Genomic DNA, 18,313 nt, shown 5'->3' on the forward strand with positions numbered 1-18,313 from the left:
GCCATAAAATCTTTAAAAATGCAAACAGAAAAAGTTATTGATCATATTGTAAATTGGTTAAAAGATTATGCCTCTAACGCTAATATTAAAGGATTTGTTATAGGTATTTCTGGCGGAATAGATTCTGCTGTTACTTCAACATTATGTGCAAAAACAGGCTTAGAGCTTCTATGTTTAGAAATGCCAATTCATCAAGCCGAATCTCAGGTAAGTAGAGCTGTAAGCCATATTCATTGGCTTCAAAATAACTTTGACACAGTAAGCTCCACTCAAGTTCATCTTACCAAAGTCTTTGATAGTTTGGTTGACGCACTTCCAAAGGTCGATAATGAAGAAGATCGTTTTATGTCTTTAGCAAATACAAGAGCGCGTTTACGCATGACAACTTTATACTATTTTGCAGCTTTAAATGGTTATTTAGTGGCTGGGACTGGAAATAAGGTTGAAGATTTTGGTGTTGGATTTTACACCAAATATGGTGATGGAGGCGTAGATTTAAGTCCGATTGCTGATTTATTAAAATCTGAAGTTTATGAAATCGCCAAATATTTAGGTGTCAATCAAGAAATCATTGACGCTGCACCTACAGATGGGCTTTGGGGAGATGATAGAACAGACGAAGATCAAATTGGTGCATCATATCCAGAGCTTGAATGGGCTATGCAAATGCAAGAAGAAGGTAAAACAAATGATGACTTTTCTGGACGAGAACTCGAGGTATTTAAAATCTATACACGCTTCAATTCGTCAAACAAGCATAAAATGATTCCAATTCCTATTTGCGAGATTCCAACGCGTTTAAAATAAATTATTTCTATTATTAACGATAATTCACTATATTTACTAATTGACTAATAGCGCAATAATTATTGTTTGCCTCAGCAATTATAACAATTTTTAAAAAGTAAAGTTATGATTAAACTGCTGGTAGTAGATCATCATCCTATAATTAGGAAAGGTCTAGAGCTACTTTTTATTACGTCGCCTAATGTTCAAATTGTTGGAACTTTAGATCATGGTGAGGCTATTTTCGATTTTCTTAGAAAAAATACTGTTGATATTATTATTTGCGAAATTGATTTGCCAAAACTAAATGGTATTACTGCGTTAAGAAGGCTCAATAAAGAATTTCCACAAATTAAAGTTATTATGTTTAGTGCTCAACCTGAAGAGGTTTATGCCATTAATACAATTAAAGCAGGAGCTTCAGGATATTTATGCAAAACTGCAAATATTGTGACACTAAAAGAAGCCATTTTAAAAGTACATAGTGGTGGTGTATATTTAAGTAATGATTTAGCTCAACGTTTAGCTTTAGGTAAACGTGTAACTAGAGGTGGTTCATTTTATAAAAAACTATCAACTAGAGAAATTGAAGTTTTAAAACTTATTTCTTTGGGCAGAAAGAATAAAGAGATTGCTAAAGAGTTAGATATTAACGAAAAAACTGTGAGTACTTATAAAGCGCGATTAATGAAAAAATTAAATGTAAACAATATTGTTGATTTAATTAATAGAGCTAAACTTCTTGAACTATAATACGCGGTTAAGCTTTCTTGACAACAACATCTTTAAACTGGAATAGTCCTTTACTTCTTCTAAAACATTTTTATTGACATCAGACTTGTTTTCAAGAGTTTCTTGTTTAAATTCTGAAACCTTTTGCTCAATTAAAAAACAGCGTAAACTTAAAATAGTTTCACTAACCAGTTGAGAAATTGATTGGCTTTTATCTTTTGGGAAAATATTTTTACTATGCCAATTAGACAAACTATGGCGCTCGTCTTCCATTAAAATAGTTGTAATTTCATTGGCCATTTCTGGCTCAACAGTATTAACAAATTGCTCAACAGCAAAATCTGGGTTTTGATTCAAGGTATCAATTATAGTATAATACAAATTTTTAAAGTGCGAATCTGTGAACTCCATTTCATCCTCTTGTAAGTCTAAATACACTTTTTCAAAAACTTTAGCCTGATGTTTAACTGGCTCTAGTATGAGTTCATTTTTATCATTTTCCTTTAAAATCAAATCTTCAAAATCTTCAGTTTTATTGCCATATAATAGAAGAATTTCAATAATTTTTCGCTCTAATTCATACTGTACATCTACTTTTTTAACAGGTTGCTGATGTTTGATGACTTGAAAGGCTTTCTGTTCTTGCTTATACGATTGATTTGATGACTGATTCTCCTTTTTATCGATTTGAGCCAAAGTACTAAACAATACAGCCTCACTAATATCCATGATTTTAGAACACTCCTGAATGTATATTTCCTTTTTAATACGATCAGGTATTTTAGCAATACTGTTTACAATATCTCTAATGGTTTCAGCCTTCTTAATAGGATCATTTTTAGAATCCTCAAATAATACTGAAGCCTTAAACTGAATAAAATCTTGTGCATGAGTTTCCAGATATAAACTAAGTTCTTCTAAGGTATTTTGCTTTGCAAAACTATCTGGATCTTCACCTTCAGGAAACGAACACACCTTCACATTCATGCCTTGTTCTAAGATTAAATCAATACCTCGAAGAGACGCTCGTAAACCAGCAGCATCACCATCAAACAATACAGTAATGTTTTTTGTAAGCCTATTAATCAATCTGATTTGTTCTGGTGTTAAAGCAGTTCCTGACGAAGACACCACATTATGAATACCTGTTTGGTGAAACTGAATGACATCAGTATAACCTTCAACTAAATAACAATTATCTTCTTTAGCTATACTTTTCTTAGCTTGATAAATTCCATAAAGCACTTTACTCTTATGGTAAATATCACTTTCTGGTGAATTTAGATATTTGGCTGCTTTTTTATCGTTAATTAAAATCCGACCTCCAAATCCTAATACACGTCCACTCATACTTTGTATTGGAAACATGACACGACCTTTAAATCGATCAAAACGTTTTTCTCCTTTTACAATGGTGAGTCCTGTTTTTTCTAAATATTCTAATTTATAGGCTTGCTTTAAAGCTTCGTCTGTAAAGGCTTGCCACTCATCAAGGGAGTAGCCTAAACCAAACTTCTTTATCGTTTCATCTGTAAAACCACGTTCTTTAAAATAACTTAAACCAATGGACTTTCCTTGATCTGTTTTCAACATGGTATTTTGAAAATAGGTGTTTGCAAATTCACTCACTAAATAAAGACTTTCGCGCTCATTAGCTTGTTCTTTTTGCTCGTTGGTTTGTAAGGTTTCTTCTATTTCAATATTGTACTTTTTAGCTAAATACTTTATGGCTTCTGGATAGGTAAAATGCTCGTGTTCCATTAAAAAAGCAACTACATTTCCGCCTTTACCACTTGAAAAATCTTTCCATATTTGCTTTACTGGCGAGACCATAAAACTTGGTGTACGCTCGTCACTAAAAGGACTCAGCCCTTTAAAATTACTTCCTGATTTTTTAAGATGCACAAAATCACCAATAACTTCCTCTAATCGGGAAGTTTCAAAAACTTGGTCTATGGTGGATTTTGATATCAAGAATTATAAATTTTAAGCTTAAAGATAAGCGAATTACAAATGTAAGCTAATCTTATGGTTTTTTAAATCGTAATTGTTTAACTTTATTAGAAATAATAACATTCTTATGTATTAATTCAATGTCAACTAAATAATGAAAACTACAATTAAAATCTTAATCTTCTTTTTAATCGCATATTCTAATATAAATGCTCAAGAAGTAGATATAAGAAATGAAAAAATTAGCATCAATGGTATTGAGGTATTTGATTGTAAAATTGATGTCGCGAAAGGTTGGTTGAGTATTTATGACTCGAAAACCAAAGAAGAATTAATCTATATTGAAGAATCAACTAATGGTACTGATGAAATTTATGATGATGATTACATTATTTATAAATTCTTAAAACAAGATGTTAGTGTTGAAATGTTGGGTTACTCTTTCTGGGTCGATTACATCAAATTCTTATTAAAAAATAAAGTTATAGATGAAAAAGGAATTCTAAACGATTCTGAAATTGAACTTTTCAAAACAATATATCACGAACGTATTACTGAAAAACAAAAAATGACTGAGGCTTCTAATGACCAGCAGCTTCAAACTGAATTTAATGTGATGTCTAATATTAAATTAGAGAAATGCAAGAAGTATAAAGATAAAAAGAAATTTAAACGTTTAAAAAACAACATCTATGAAGATTTAAGCGATTCAGAAAAAAACAGATATAGAATGACTATTTCGTACGAATTAGAATCAAACGAAAACAATGTATATCCTCTTGAAGATTTGCTTAACAAATACTATTTGTATGTTTCAGACTTTTTGGAATCTGAAAACGATTCAAAATCAAACACGTTTAAACTAGAACTTGGAGGTGAGCTTAAAGATTTAAAAGAAGCTCAGGCTATCATCGGAAAAAAAGTTTTCAATCGTGAATACCTAGATGAAAATGGACAAGTTAGAGTCCAATTAATAATTGAATGAGATAATTTATTACAACACTATTCAAATACAAAAACAATAAAAAGCACCAATAAATGGTGCTTTTTATTAAATAACTAATTCTAAAAAATTAACACTAGTCTAAATCAAATCTCAAGCCTAAAGAAATATTGTTTTGATCTATAGTTTGGTCTTTAAATAGTGGTGACAAATCATACTTAGCATACAAAGCAATATTACCAAAAGACACATAACTACTAAGTCCATATACAAAAGGGGTTGTATTTAAGTCCCTTTCTTTATCCTTTTCTCTATCGCCATCTAACTTATATTTTACTTTATGCATTGATGCTATATTAACACCTGCATAACCACCAATACCAATTTTAAACTGATTAAATGTTGAGTATCTAAAATAAGTGTCGCGGACAATTTTTTTAGATGGTCCAAATTCAAAATGAATTGGCACTACTAAATTAGTGGTTCTAAACTTCGATTTTTTCAAATCTAAAGGACTCTCTTCAAGAGACACCTCACCATCTGTTTCGGTAAGAATTTGATTGTCTTTTATATTTAGTTTATTCCATTGCACAGAAACACCATATTTTACACGAACAGCATTAGTATTCTTAAGTAAACGCGTTTTCCATGCCCAACCTAGTTCAACAAATCCTGATCCTCCAATTTTATATGGTGAATCGCTTAAAGATTGACCTTCAATAATAGCGTTGTTAAATCCTATTGCGAAAACTAAATCGCTAGACGTACGCCGATCATATATTTTTGGTATAGACTTATTTTCTGGGCCAATGTAAATTCCACCTTTATCAAATTCATAAGAGTCTTCCCCTTTTCCAATTTGAATTTTAAAACCGTCTAAATTAGCACCAACCTCAGATGTCACCTCTTCATTTCGCTCTAATAATGCAATCTTATTATCGATAATAGCAATACGATTTTCAATATTTAAAGCACGCTTTTTGGCTTCCGCTTGCTTTAACGTTTCAGCTTCTTCGTTCGTGATGTCTCCATTATCAAGCCTAGCATTTATATCCTCAACAGCTTCTTTTAAAAACTCTTTTTCTTCTGTTTTAACACGTTCTTTTGTCGCTTCTAAGGCTTCAATCTTTAAACTATTTGGGTTGTCTTGCGCTGAGACAAATTGTGTTGCGCACACTAAAATAATACCGATGACGTATTTTGCTAATGTTCTCATTTTTGTTCGTTTTTTAATTGATGAATTTTTGTTAATTATTTCTATTGGCAACTGCTGTTTTTGCAGTCTTAAAATTTTTCTCAATCACTTTAAATAATTGACCTCTTAATGAAGGTGGCATTTCAGTTTCTACATCTTCAAGTAAAGCATTGGCATCTATAGAAATACTATTTAAAGTCCCATTATTTAGTTGAATGTCTTTTTTTGCAGCATTTAACAAGGCCTCTATTTTTAAATCTGATGTTTCTGAAGCAGCGATAAGTGTGTCCTTATTTTCTGAAGGGTTTATTACAGGTGTAACCGTTGCAACATCTTCTCCTTTAAAATTGATGGATGCTTTTGTTTCTGCTGGTATTTTCTCGGTGTTTTTGGTTACAGCAACCTTTTGAGTAAGATCTTGTTTTACAATATGATTTTTTGTTCTAGTTGTATTAGAAGCAGGCTTATTAAACTTAAGATCTACAGAAATTTCTTCTGGGTTTTCTTCAACAACTTTAGGTGTTTCTTCAAGTGATAAAGAAGGTTTTGCTCGATTATTTAGCGTATCGCTTTCAGATTCCACTAGTATTGGAGTCCCATAATCATTCGTTTTATTTAAGCTTACAAACTGTTGAAAAACAAATAAAAGTCCGATAATACATGCGGCAATTCCAAACCACCAGAACTTATTTTTCTGACGTTTTTTAGCTTCAACGTTTAATTTCTGTTCTAAGTTTTGCCAAGCATTTGCAGATGGCTGAAGTGAACGCTGTTCTAGTTTTTCTTTTATGTTTTCTTCAAATTTAATTGGTGCCATAACCTGCTTTGTTTAAGTCTTTAATTTTTTGCTGAAGTACTCTTCGCGCTTTAAATAATTGTGATTTAGAAGTGCTTTCTGAAATATCTAAAATCTTAGCTATTTCTTGGTGCTTATAGCCTTCAATGGCATACATGATAAAAACTATTTTATAGCCTTCAGGTAAATCATCGATGAGTTGTTGAATCTCGGCAACTTCAATATTGGTTTGAATATTATTAGAGTGGTTCACCTCATCTTCTATATCATCTGAAGAAAATTCAATTTGTTTTTTCTGTCTTAAAAATGAAATAGATTCTCTAACCATGATACGCCTAATCCATCCTTCAAAACTGCCTTCGTTTTTAAAACTGCCTAAATTTTGAAACACCTTAAAAAAACCGTTCAGCATGGCTTCTTCTGCAAACTGTGTATCTTTAATATAGTAACGACAAACACTCAACATTTTTGGCGCATGCAACTGAAATAATACGTGTTGTGCTTCACGATTATTCTTTATTGCTTTTTTTATAAGCAATGATTCATTTTTATACAGTTGAATGACTTTCAAAAATCAGTAAGTTTTGCTTTCTATTTATATAGACGCAATAATTGTACAAATAGTTGCCTGAGGATTATTTTTTTCTTTCAATAACATAATTCACCATTAATTCTAGTGAGTTTTTATATTGAGATTCTGGATAGTCTTTTAGAATATTTAGTGCTTCATCTTGAAATTCTTTCATTTTAGAAACTGCATATTCTAATCCGCCTCTATCTTTAACAAAGGTGATGACTTCTTTTACACGTTTTTGATTTTTGTTATGATTTTTTATAGAATTGATTAACCACTTCTTTTCTTTTGGTGTAACATGATTTAAAACATGGATTAAAGGCAGAGTCATTTTTTGCTCTTTGATATCAATTCCTGTAGGTTTTCCTATTTTTTCCTGACCATAATCAAACAAATCATCTTTAATTTGAAAGGCCATTCCAATTAATTCACCAAACCTACGCATGGTTTCTACATCTGAAGATTCAGGTTTTACAGAAGCTGCGCCTAGGCTACAGCAAGCCGCAATTAAAGTGGCTGTTTTTTGACGTATAATTTCGTAATAGACGTCTTCGGTAATGTCTAGTTTTCTTGCCTTTTCAATTTGAAGTAGCTCACCTTCACTCATTTCTCGAACTGCGATAGAAATAATTTTAAGCAGATCAAAATCGTTATTATCTATAGAAAGTAATAAGCCTTTAGAAAGCAGATAGTCTCCAACAAGAACAGCAATTTTATTTTTCCAAAGGGCATTTATAGAAAAGAATCCTCGACGTCGATTACTTTCATCAACCACATCATCATGGACTAATGTTGCTGTATGAATGAGTTCAATAACGGAAGCGCCACGATAAGTGCGTTCGCTAGTCTCACCATTAGACACCATTTTAGCGACAAGAAACACAAACATTGGTCGCATTTGCTTGCCTTTTCTATTAACAATATAATGTGTAATTCTATTTAAAAGAGCCACTTTAGAAGACATAGACAATTGAAACTTTTGTTCAAAAAGTTCCATTTCAAAATCAATGGGCTGTTTTATTTGTTCTACAATTTTCAAATAAGATAAGCTAAAAATAGAGCAACAAAACTACTAAAAATGGGTGTGAAACACTATTATTATTTTGTCTGTCTATGATTTATTTCTATATAACGATTTATCTACACATTTAGACATTGCGCTTGTATTCATATCGAGACCAACAAATGAAACCACCTTATCTATAACCTCTGAAGTCTGATTAAGTACATCTTTATAATTTATATAAATAATTTCAACTCCTGGCTCTTTGTTTTTCCAAAGTTCTACCTTTTCTAAATGCTTATTATAGGCTTCATATAATTTAACTGGTAAGACATCAGGGTTTTTACCAATCATTTTTTGTTGCGATTTAATAACTTCAGTTAAATCTCTTGTCATAAAAATGACTTTATACCTATACTTTGGATCTAAGAATTTTAGTAAAGGAGCAACGACTTTAACAGATTTATTTTGAGCTTGTTCAAGCCAAGAATTGTCTTTATGAATAGCCATAACTGGATCAAACTCGTAATATCCTTTTGGATTAGATTCGTCTGGTTTTCTATTATCATCTGTTAATACTTCTACACCTCCTTTATGAAGCATTTGCATCATTACAGAAGTCCCAGAACGAGGCAAGCCAGAAACTATCACAATTTGATCTTTTCTGTGCTTATATTCTGCTTTATCAACAAATTCGTTAGTACCAATAAGCTTTTCTTCAATATTCTCTATCGCCTTTTCAGCTCGTTTGTGTTCCACTGGTTTTAACTTAGAAGCAGTTTCATAAGCTATTTTAGCATTTTCTAAATCACCTAATTTCTCAAGAGCTTCTCCTAATACATAATGCGCTTCTGGATAATATTTCACCAATTCAATAGCAGTTAAAGCGTGTTCTGCAGCTTCTTCATATTCGTTTAAACGCATTAAGACTGCAGCCATAGCTTGGTGGAATTTAGCACGATCTATTTCAAACTCTAGTGCTTTTTCAAAAGACGCTTTAGCCTCTTTAAATTGATCTAATTGCACATGAATTTTACCTATTTGATACCAAACCTCAGCATTTGGCTTCCTGTTTTTAGCAATTTGAAGCAATTTTAAAGCTTTATGAACTTGACCTTTACTCACTAAAATTTTTGCTTCAGCGAAATAAGTGTTGATTTCAAATTTTTTATCTAAAGTCCTTAGTTGATATAAATACTTTTCAGCGTTTTCAAACTGACTTTGGTTTAATGCTATAGTCAGTAAATCCATATAATAAGGAATAATATCTATCACAGAATCACCAACTTTAAAGCCTTGTTTCGTTAAACTTTCAGCATTTTTACCTTCAAAATCACTTTCTTGATATTTAGGATAAACGTCATGTATTAATTCTAATAAGATTTCTTTAGAGCTCTCAAAATCCTTTTTACCTAAAAACACTCTTGCCAAATTATGTTTTAAATCACATTTAGTTTTTAAAATAGCGATTTCTATTTTCTCATCTGGTTTTTGAATATAACCTAATTCTACTAACTGTTGTAAGGTTTCTTCATCATCTAAGGCATTAGGTTCATCTACATTTTCTAGTTGCCCAAAATCGCCTTCAACAGTTTCCCAACTTTCAATATAGCGAGGTTGGTTTGATTTTTTAAAAATATCAAGAGCCACTTTCCCATCCATATCCTCACCAATAGGTAAGTTAAACATATGCAATAGCGTTGGTGCAATATCTATTAAACTCAATCCAAACACTTTTTCGTTTTGTTTTATATTAGGTCCAGCAGCAACAAAAATTCCAAATTGGCGATGTTCTAAAGCTGGAGCCGCAGGATATTTAGGCATTTTTAAAATACGTTTATAACCAGACTCAAAACCATGATCAGACATCACTATAATTGTAGTATCATCATCAACCAACTGCATCGTACGCTCTAACATCATGTCCTGAATTTTATATGCACTAATCACAGCATCTTTATAAATATCAAATAAATGTTGTGGAACTGCATTTAATTTTGGTGGATGAAATTTCATAAAAGCATGGCAAAAATGATCTATTAAATCATAATAAACAGCCATAAAATCCCATTCGGTAGTTCGCAGTAAGTTAGTTGCTGCAGCATGTACTGAAGTATTCTCTGCTAATATTCTTGCAAAAGAAGAAAGCCCTCTATCATTGTCTTGGTCTATTTCTGAAGCTTTGGGAATACAAGGCAGAATATGCGCTTCGGTTACTTCATAAGGAAACATTCTTAAATCACTTAAGCCTTTTGAAAGTGATTTTGGATGTATTGTCCCTTCTAATAAAGGACTCTTTTTTTTAGGGTCTGCGCTTACCTTTTGAAATTTATCTGAAACGACAACTCCGTTTATAGGTTCGGCTGGATAGCTTGGCCACCAACCAACTAAATTGCTTTTAAATCCTTTATGATGTAGAATATTCCAAACGGCTTTAACTTTTCTAGAATTTGCAGTTACTGGGCGAATTCCATTCTTGTTTGGCATAAGCTCTATAAACCCTAACACACCATGTTTATCTGGAGTTTTTCCCGTAGCTACAGAAGACCAAAGCATAGGTGAATAAGGAGGATTCATAGTACTCATATTACCATAAACCCCCTTACTAATTAACTTTTTGAGTGCAGGCATTTCTCCTTTAGCAATTAAAGGCCAAATTGTTTTCCAATCAGCGGCATCCCAACCAATTAATAGTACTTTATTTTTTTTCATTAGTATTCTTCTCTTCCTTGCTTTTGTTCTTAACTTCTCGCCAAGCCCTTAAACCAATATCGCCATAAGCCAATAATCCTAATGATCCTTCAACAGTAACTACATAAGGTTGCTTTTCGTTAAGTTCTTTATTATCATGAGCCATTTTAATTGATTTATTTGTTTTATTAAATTATAATTAATAAATTGATATGTTTTTACATATGAAATGGAGGATTGTAAAACAACAAAACTTATGAATTAAAACCTAATTGATTATGAAAAAAACTACTTTAAAACCTACAAATAATTTAACAAAAAGGTTAGCTAAATATAGTGCGCTTACTGTCGCTATTGCAGGAATTGCAGATGCTAATGGGCAAATTATACACACTGATGTCGATCCCGATTTCGTGGGCACCTTACAAAGCACTTTTGATGTTGATTTTGATTCAAATGCTGTGAATGACGCGACCATTCTTCAAACTAATTTTTATGCTCCTGGCTACAGTTACATAGAACTTATGAGAGCTGAAGCTCCTGTAGGCAATGGTATTGTTGCCAATGTTGTTGGTGCTTATACTTATGGTGTAAACGTTCCTTTTGGCACTCCAATTGGTTCTACAGCTGCTGTGGCATCTTTTGGTGATATGTGTCAAGCTTCAGGATATACTAATAGTGGATTTTGCGGAACAACAGAAGATTCTTACGTTGGCGTAGCTTTTGACATCTCTGGAAACACACATTATGGTTGGATTAGATTAGCTCCAGGATCTAGTAGTGAAAACTTTACTATTGTGGATTTTGCTTATGAATCTACTCCAGGCGCTCCTATAAATGCTGGACAATCATTAAGTGTAGAAGATTTTGAACAAGCACATAATTATGTTATTAGTTTTGATGATAAACAAGTGACGATATCTAGTATTGTAGATGAAGCTAATTATAGAATTATTTCACTTAGTGGTCAGGTTGTTATAAATGGAAATACAACTTCAGAAACTCAGGTTATTGATTTAAGTCATCTTTCATCTGGTATTTATATTGTAGAAATTAGCGATGGAAATGAGCAAAGAATTCAACGCAAGAAGATTGCTATTCAATAATAGTTTATCTTTTATATGATTTAAAAAAAGAGTTGCTTAAAGCAACTCTTTTTTTTATGTTTTATTGGCTAATTGACCACAAGCTGCATCAATATCTTTGCCTCTAGATCGCCTTACTGTTACTGTAATATTGTTACGCTCGAGCATAGAAACATACAGGTCTATAGCTTCGTTGTCTGCTTGTTGAAACTCTCCATCGTCAATGGGGTTGTATTCAATAAGATTGACTTTACTAGGCGCAAATTTACAGAACTGAATAAGTGCATCTACATCTTGTTTGGTATCATTTATACCTTGCCAAACCACATACTCATAAGTAATTCTATTCTTGGTTTTTTTATACCAATATTCTAGAGCTTCTCTTAAATCTGCTAAAGGGAATGTTGCATTAAATGGCATAATAGATGTACGAACTGAATCTCTAGCCGAATGCAAAGACACGGCTAATTTAAATTTGACTTCATCATCAGCCATTTTCTTTATCATCTTTGGGACACCAGAGGTAGAAACTACTATTCGTTTAGACGACATGCCTAAACCTTCTGGAGACGTAATTTTATCGATAGCTTTTAATACATTTTTATAATTCATGAGTGGTTCTCCCATGCCCATAAACACAATATTACTTAACGGTCTGTTGTGATAAAGTTTACTCTCTTTGTCTATGGCAACAACTTGGTCATAGATCTCGTCTGGATTTAAGTTGCGCATACGCTTTAATCGCGCTGTAGCACAAAATCTACAATCTAAGCTACATCCTACTTGGCTAGAGACACATGCTGTGGTTCTTGTTTTAGTTGGAATTAAAACCGATTCAACAATCAAACCATCGTGTAAGCGCACAGCATTTTTTATAGTGCCATCGCTACTCTTTTGCATCGTATCGACATGAATGTGATTAATAACAAAGTGGTCTTGAAGCTTTTGCCTTGTGTCTTTTGAAATATTAGTCATATCTTCAAAAGTATGAGCTGATTTGCTCCATAGCCACTCATAAACTTGATTGCCTCGAAATGCTTTATCGCCTTCTTTGACAAAGAAATCTCTTAGTTGTTCTTTGGTTAATGCACGTATGTCTTTTTTATCTGCCATATAGTAGTACAAAAATAATGAATAGAAGTACGAATTACGATTATTAATTAATGAATTATGAAATGAAAGCGAATATGCATTAGGGATTGAGGCATTTGTTGAAGCTCTTTTTTGCTTGTCAGAAAAAGCGACTGCCGAAAGCCCGACATTTTGTTTACAAAATGAAATGCCATAAAAAAAGCCTCTAACACTTAGACATACTTCGTGACTAGAGGCTTAATATAGGTAGTAAAAACTATATGATTAACATGGCATCGCCATAACTATAGAATTTGTAATTTTCTTTAATTGCCTCTTCATAAGCTTTTTTAATAAAATCATGTCCTGCAAATGCTGAAGCCATCATTAACAAGGTTGATTTTGGTGTGTGAAAATTAGTAATCATGCAGTTAGCGATACTAAAATCGTAAGGTGGGAAAATGAATTTGTTTGTCCAACCATCAAACTCATTTAAGGTACCACTAGAAGACACTGAGCTTTCTATGGCTCGCATTGCAGTAGTCCCTACAGCACAAATACGTTTTCTGTTTTTAATCGCTTTATTAATTCGATCTGCTGTAGCTGTGCTAATAGTTACTTCTTCACTATCCATTTTATGTTTTGATAAATCTTCAACTTCAACTGGATTAAAAGTTCCTAAGCCTACATGCAATGTTACTTCTGCAAAATCGATACCTTTAATTTCTAAGCGTTTTAAAAGGTGTCTAGAAAAGTGTAATCCTGCAGTTGGTGCAGCGACTGCTCCTTCTTTTTTAGCAAAAATAGTTTGATAACGTTCTTCATCTTCTGGAGTGACGTCACGCTTAATATATTTTGGTAATGGTGTTTCACCAAGTTCGGTTAGTTTTCGTCTAAATTCTTGGTAAGAGCCATCATAAAGGAAACGTAAAGTTCTTCCTCTAGACGTGGTATTATCGATAACCTCAGCGACAAGCATTTCATCGTCACCAAAGTATAACTTATTTCCTATTCTTATTTTTCTAGCAGGATCGACAAGCACATCCCAAAGACGTTGTTCTTCGTTTAGTTCTCTTAATAAAAACACTTCAATTCTTGCTCCTGTTTTTTCTTTATTTCCATAAAGACGAGCAGGAAATACTTTTGTGTTATTAAGGATCATGACATCATCTTCTTCGAAGTAGTCTATAAGATCTTTAAATTGTTTGTGTTCTATGGTTTGCTTTTCTCTGTTTAAAACCATTAATCGAGATTCGTCTCTATTCTCTGCAGGAAACTCTGCTAGTAACTCTTCTGGGAGTTCAAATTGGAAGTGAGACAACTTCATTTTATAATTTTGCATCTATCTGTTTAAAATTTGTAAAACGGTTTACAAGATTGCAAATATACAATCTCAAAGTAGGCGTTGTCAAGTATTTAAAGGATTTTATTTGGAAATCTTAAAACCGATGTGTTTTAGGTCGTCCCAAAAACTTGGATAAGATTTTGAAACTACTGAAGCCTCCTCAATAACGATAGGTGTTTTCAAAGCCAAAGGCGCAAATGCCATGGCCATTCTATGGTCTTGATATGTTGCGATATTTATATTTGCATTTATTTTGTTTGTGGCTTCTAATTGCAAGGAATCTTCTGTAATTTGAATATGTCCGCCTAGTTTTTCAATTTCATTTTTTAAGGCCATTAATCTATCGGTCTCTTTTATTTTAAGTGTATGCAGTCCTGAAAGTTGACAAGCTAAGCCCAAACCTAAGCACGTTACAGCAATTGTTTGAGCAATATCTGGCGAATTATTTAAGTCTAATTTAATATAAGACGATGCTGGTGCTTCTTTTTTAAGAGTGATAGTATTATTCTTGAAAGTGGTTTGAACTCCAAACGCTTTATAAATATCTGCTAAGACCGAATCGCCTTGTAAAGAACGAGCCTTGTATGCTGTTAATCTAATTTCTGTGTCGATATCACTTAAAGCGACAATACTATAGTAATAAGATGCTGAAGACCAATCAGACTCTACTGTTAGGGTTTTAGTGTTTAGGGCTTGATTATTAGGCTTTATAGTGATTCTATTTTTATGGAAAGTAGACTTTATTCCTATTTCGTCTAATAAACTCAAAGTCATTTTTATGTAAGGCATTGAAGTGATTTCACCTTCTAAAGTCAGTTCTAAACCATTTTCAAGTTTTGATGCGATAAGCAATAATGCAGAGATGTATTGACTACTTACATGTGCTTTTAGTGTAACTTTATTTTTTGTAAGCGCTTTACCTTTAATTTTTAATGGTGGAAAACCATCATTTTCTAGATAAGTGATTTTTGCTCCGAGTTGAATTAGCGCATTAACTAATATTTGTATTGGCCGCTCATGCATTCTTGAAGAACCGCAAAGCGTAACTGATCGTCCTTCTTGTATAGAAAAATAAGCGGTTAAAAAACGCATCGCTGTACCAGCGTGATGAACATCAATGGTGTCTGATTTTGAACCTAATGCTTTAATCATGACCTTAGAATCATCAGAATTAGAAGCATTTTTAATTTCAATTTCCGGGTACAGTGCTTGTAATAATAACAATCTATTAGATTCACTCTTAGAGCCTGTAATTTGAATTACAGGTTTTTGGTTTTTAACTTTTGATAGATGAAGTTTGATATTCATATTTATTATAAGTGATGAGGCATAAAAACGACGAAGTGACTAAGCCGTTATTTTAACTTTTCATTATTATGATGACGCTCATGGTCACGATTCGTTTTAATCTCCAATTTTTTATTAAAAGCCTCTTGCAAATCTATTCCTGTTTGATTGGCAAGACATAATACAACAAACATGACATCTGCCAATTCTTCGCCTAAATCTTTACTTTTATCGCTTTCTTTTTCACTTTGCTCGCCATAACGTCTAGCAATAATACGTGCGACTTCACCGACTTCTTCTGTGAGTTGGGCCATGTTTGTTAGCTCATTAAAATAACGAACACCATGATTTTTTATCCAATTATCAACTTCCAGCTGGGCATTTTTAATATTCATGATTTTTAGTTTTTACAATAAACAAAGTTATTAAAATAATAAAGCATGGGATAGCAATATATTTAAGTTCGCTTAAAATAACGCGTATTCCCCATTCTGAAAAAAATTCTTGAATCCCTAAAGGAGACACTTTTATTAGTCGCCAAGGAAAGAAATACCTTGAGTTTTCAAAAGGAATAAAAAATCCAACGCCTTTTCCTCCAGTAGTCATAGCGTCTAAAAACCCATGAGAAAGTGTTGATAAAAATAGGATTGTAAAGTAAATTCCTTTTCTGTTTTTTCCGAAAATGAAAGCTAAAATAACACTCCACAACATTGCAAAAAGTATAGAATGTGTAAATCCTCGATGGCCTAAAGGATGCAAATAATCTATCCCAAAACTAAATGTTATAACATCTAAATCAGGAAGTACTGCAGAACTTATAGCCAAAAAAATCAGCCATTTATTTGACGTCCTGTCGCCTATTTTTGAAATGGTATATGCGACTAAGCCATGACCAAAAATAGATGCCATTTAGGATTTGGTTAGAATGATTTTTTCAGTTCCTTTAGAGATGATTTGGCTATAGAATTGTTTTATGAATTTATAATTGTTTGTTGGCACCAATGCATTAACAATTTCTTTGCTACACGATATTTGTAAGGTGTTCCCTATTACTTTTGTATTAAAAACGAATTTTGCGTTTCCATTTGGAGTTTTCATATTTATATTATCCACATTAGTTTTTATGGTATAGCCTTCTGGGATATTTATAGAAATATAAAATTGATCTTTTCTTGAATACCCAAAATCAATAGGATATAAACGCTCTTCTAATTTAAATGGATTCTCTTCAGTTTTAAATAACAAAAGTGGTTCGATGTAAATATCATCACCAATAATTTCAGCAGCATCTTCTAAAATAAAATTAAAAGACTCCAGTATATTACCTTCAACCTTCTCGATATTTTCTATAGTGTAGTCTGATATTTCAATATCATAAAAGTAATCTTCACGACTTGCTATAAAATCACTTTCGTTATTATTTTTATAATCTTCTCTAAACTCTAAAGCATAATGATTACTATATCTGGATTTCATGCTCCCAGACAATGTTCCATCTACATCAATACTTGCTTTTAATTGATGTTGGCCAATGGCTTGTTTTGGCTTATTAATAGAAATTAACTTATATGTATTTGTATTATTATTGATATAAACCCCTTGCCAATTATAATTTTTTGTAGGCATTAAATTAATATCGCTAAACTCATCTGTTGCATCAAGGAAAAACTTTTCATTATTAATAACTGCGTAAGCGACTACATAATTAAGTCGGTCTACTGTTGGAAAAAATGGCACACCATTGTCTTTTGTACTCATGACGACAGGATGAGCATCAATGCCTGCATAACGCAGCATTGCGACTAATGTTAAGTTGATATCACCAGCATTTCCTAAGTGCTCATCAAGAGCTTTTTTCATTCCTTTTTGGAAATACTTTCCATCATTTCCATTCCATTTTATTTCACTTTTAACATGATTAAATATGATTTGAAGTTTCTTTAATGGGTCTGCTTCTGTTCCTATAATTTCGTCAACAAAATCATCAACATATTTTGATTTATCAAGTTCTTTTTCATAATCATCAGAATTCCCTATAGTTGAAGCGACATCTTCCCATGTTTTAGCAAAGCTAGGATTATATTGTCCCGTAAAATTTGTCGCCACTAATTCTAACATTACTCCTGCTCTATAGTTCTTAATATTTCCTGCATATTTTTCTTCTAATAGAGCTGGTATATCATTAAGTTTATAGCTATCAATATAGACATCCATACCTAATCTATGATCGACTTTTGAAGTTCTAATAGGACTGAAGGAAAGAAATCCTTTAGGTGTTTTCTTAAATTCAAGCACTCTAGGCGTTCTAATTTCAACATCTAATTTATTAATTGGAATATCATATTGAAATACTAGTTCATCAATATTAGAATAAAATGGAGACGTCAATAAATATTTAAATTCAATTACAGAGCCTTCTTTTACATTAGGCATAGTAAACTTTATCTGATTGATATTATAGCTAAATTCATTTTCAAATATTCGATCTTTATCTAATTTACTTTCTTGTATAGCGCCATTCTCTAAATTATAAGTTATCCCTTTTATCTTGTATATTTTTTCTTTAGAGTTTCTAGTTTTAAAAAGATTTATTTCTTGAGTAGCATAATCAAACCCCTTTTGGTTATAGATTTTGATGCGCATATATATTTCTGTATTCACTAACACTTGGCCTTCGTGTGAAAAAAAGGTTTTTTGGCTTTTATAAAGGACTGCTGCATTAGCAGAAGTGTCTTTATCATATACGGTTTCTAACAATTCATCTTTTGAAACTTCTCCAAATTCGTACTCTTGAGCAAAAGTGAAGGAAGATATGCTTATTAGAGAAATAATTAATAGCTTCTTAAACATAG

Annotated in this window: 17 protein-coding genes; 4 read left to right on the plus strand and 13 right to left on the minus strand. The window is 32.2% G+C overall.

The window, feature by feature from the left end; all coding sequences use genetic code 11:
- Positions 1-18 precede the first annotated feature (18 nt).
- Together nadE and ACFS5M_RS00245 are read left to right on the plus strand one after the other, a co-directional pair.
- Positions 19-807: an NAD(+) synthase gene (nadE, locus tag ACFS5M_RS00240; RefSeq protein ID WP_183484114.1), complete on the plus strand. Its 789-nt coding sequence runs from the start codon at positions 19-21 to the stop codon at positions 805-807.
- A 105-nt stretch (positions 808-912) separates the two neighbouring features.
- Entirely contained in the window at positions 913-1,539 is a 627-nt protein-coding gene (locus tag ACFS5M_RS00245; RefSeq protein ID WP_183484117.1) for a response regulator, read from the plus strand.
- On the opposite strand, the gene dnaG is transcribed toward ACFS5M_RS00245, so the two are convergent.
- Complete coding sequence (gene dnaG / locus ACFS5M_RS00250) at positions 1,534-3,492, minus strand: DNA primase (protein ID WP_183484119.1); 1,959 nt, start codon at positions 3,490-3,492, stop codon at positions 1,534-1,536. The genes ACFS5M_RS00245 and dnaG overlap by 6 nt on opposite strands.
- 133 nt (positions 3,493-3,625) lie before the next feature.
- Between dnaG and ACFS5M_RS00255 the strand changes: the two genes are divergently transcribed.
- Positions 3,626-4,456 carry a hypothetical protein gene (locus ACFS5M_RS00255; RefSeq protein ID WP_183484122.1) on the plus strand — a complete coding sequence of 277 codons (831 nt, stop codon included), beginning with the start codon at positions 3,626-3,628 and terminating at the stop codon, positions 4,454-4,456.
- A gap of 94 nt (positions 4,457-4,550) precedes the next feature.
- On the opposite strand, the gene ACFS5M_RS00260 is transcribed toward ACFS5M_RS00255, so the two are convergent.
- The 6 genes from ACFS5M_RS00260 to ACFS5M_RS00285 form a co-directional block, all read right to left on the minus strand.
- Positions 4,551-5,630: a hypothetical protein gene (locus ACFS5M_RS00260; protein ID WP_183484125.1), complete on the minus strand. Its 1,080-nt coding sequence runs from the start codon at positions 5,628-5,630 to the stop codon at positions 4,551-4,553.
- 31 nt (positions 5,631-5,661) lie between these two features.
- Positions 5,662-6,426, minus strand: a complete 765-nt coding sequence (locus ACFS5M_RS00265) for a hypothetical protein (RefSeq protein WP_183484128.1) — start codon at positions 6,424-6,426, stop codon at positions 5,662-5,664.
- Positions 6,413-6,976 (minus strand): RNA polymerase sigma factor, encoded by a 564-nt coding sequence (locus ACFS5M_RS00270; protein ID WP_183484130.1) that lies wholly within the window; start codon positions 6,974-6,976, stop codon positions 6,413-6,415. The genes ACFS5M_RS00265 and ACFS5M_RS00270 overlap by 14 nt, the downstream gene beginning before the upstream one ends.
- 64 nt (positions 6,977-7,040) lie before the next feature.
- A complete protein-coding gene (locus tag ACFS5M_RS00275; RefSeq protein WP_183484133.1) occupies positions 7,041-8,018 on the minus strand; it encodes a polyprenyl synthetase family protein in 978 nt (325 codons plus the stop codon).
- Between the two features lie 72 nt (positions 8,019-8,090).
- The gene (locus ACFS5M_RS00280) at positions 8,091-10,694 is read right to left on the minus strand and encodes an alkaline phosphatase family protein (RefSeq protein WP_183484136.1); all 2,604 of its coding nucleotides are present in this window, start codon (positions 10,692-10,694) and stop codon (positions 8,091-8,093) included.
- Positions 10,681-10,839: a hypothetical protein gene (locus ACFS5M_RS00285; protein ID WP_183484139.1), complete on the minus strand. Its 159-nt coding sequence runs from the start codon at positions 10,837-10,839 to the stop codon at positions 10,681-10,683. The genes ACFS5M_RS00280 and ACFS5M_RS00285 overlap by 14 nt, the downstream gene beginning before the upstream one ends.
- Before the next feature lie 112 nt (positions 10,840-10,951).
- On the opposite strand from ACFS5M_RS00285, the gene ACFS5M_RS00290 reads away from it, so the two are divergent.
- Positions 10,952-11,779: a T9SS type A sorting domain-containing protein gene (locus tag ACFS5M_RS00290; protein ID WP_183484141.1), complete on the plus strand. Its 828-nt coding sequence runs from the start codon at positions 10,952-10,954 to the stop codon at positions 11,777-11,779.
- Positions 11,780-11,833: 54 nt separating this feature from the next.
- On the opposite strand, the gene rlmN is transcribed toward ACFS5M_RS00290, so the two are convergent.
- The 6 genes from rlmN to ACFS5M_RS00320 form a co-directional block, all read right to left on the minus strand.
- A complete protein-coding gene (rlmN, locus tag ACFS5M_RS00295) occupies positions 11,834-12,871 on the minus strand; it encodes a 23S rRNA (adenine(2503)-C(2))-methyltransferase RlmN (protein WP_183484144.1) in 1,038 nt (345 codons plus the stop codon).
- Positions 12,872-13,106: 235 nt separating this feature from the next.
- Complete coding sequence (gene queA / locus ACFS5M_RS00300) at positions 13,107-14,156, minus strand: tRNA preQ1(34) S-adenosylmethionine ribosyltransferase-isomerase QueA (protein ID WP_183487170.1); 1,050 nt, start codon at positions 14,154-14,156, stop codon at positions 13,107-13,109.
- Between the two features lie 99 nt (positions 14,157-14,255).
- The gene (locus ACFS5M_RS00305) at positions 14,256-15,482 is read right to left on the minus strand and encodes a 3-phosphoshikimate 1-carboxyvinyltransferase (RefSeq protein WP_183484147.1); all 1,227 of its coding nucleotides are present in this window, start codon (positions 15,480-15,482) and stop codon (positions 14,256-14,258) included.
- A 47-nt stretch (positions 15,483-15,529) separates the two neighbouring features.
- On the minus strand, positions 15,530-15,856 hold the full coding sequence (locus ACFS5M_RS00310; protein WP_183484149.1) for a nucleotide pyrophosphohydrolase: 327 nt from the start codon (positions 15,854-15,856) through the stop codon (positions 15,530-15,532).
- A complete protein-coding gene (locus ACFS5M_RS00315; protein ID WP_183484152.1) occupies positions 15,846-16,370 on the minus strand; it encodes a metal-dependent hydrolase in 525 nt (174 codons plus the stop codon). Before ACFS5M_RS00315 ends, ACFS5M_RS00310 begins: the two co-directional genes overlap by 11 nt.
- Positions 16,371-18,311, minus strand: coding sequence for a DUF3857 domain-containing protein (locus ACFS5M_RS00320; protein WP_183484156.1), 1,941 nt, complete (start codon positions 18,309-18,311; stop codon positions 16,371-16,373).
- Between the last annotated feature and the right edge of the window lie 2 nt (positions 18,312-18,313).

The organism is Lacinutrix iliipiscaria (assembly GCF_042686125.1).
GTDB classification, from domain to species: domain Bacteria; phylum Bacteroidota; class Bacteroidia; order Flavobacteriales; family Flavobacteriaceae; genus Oceanihabitans; species Oceanihabitans iliipiscarium.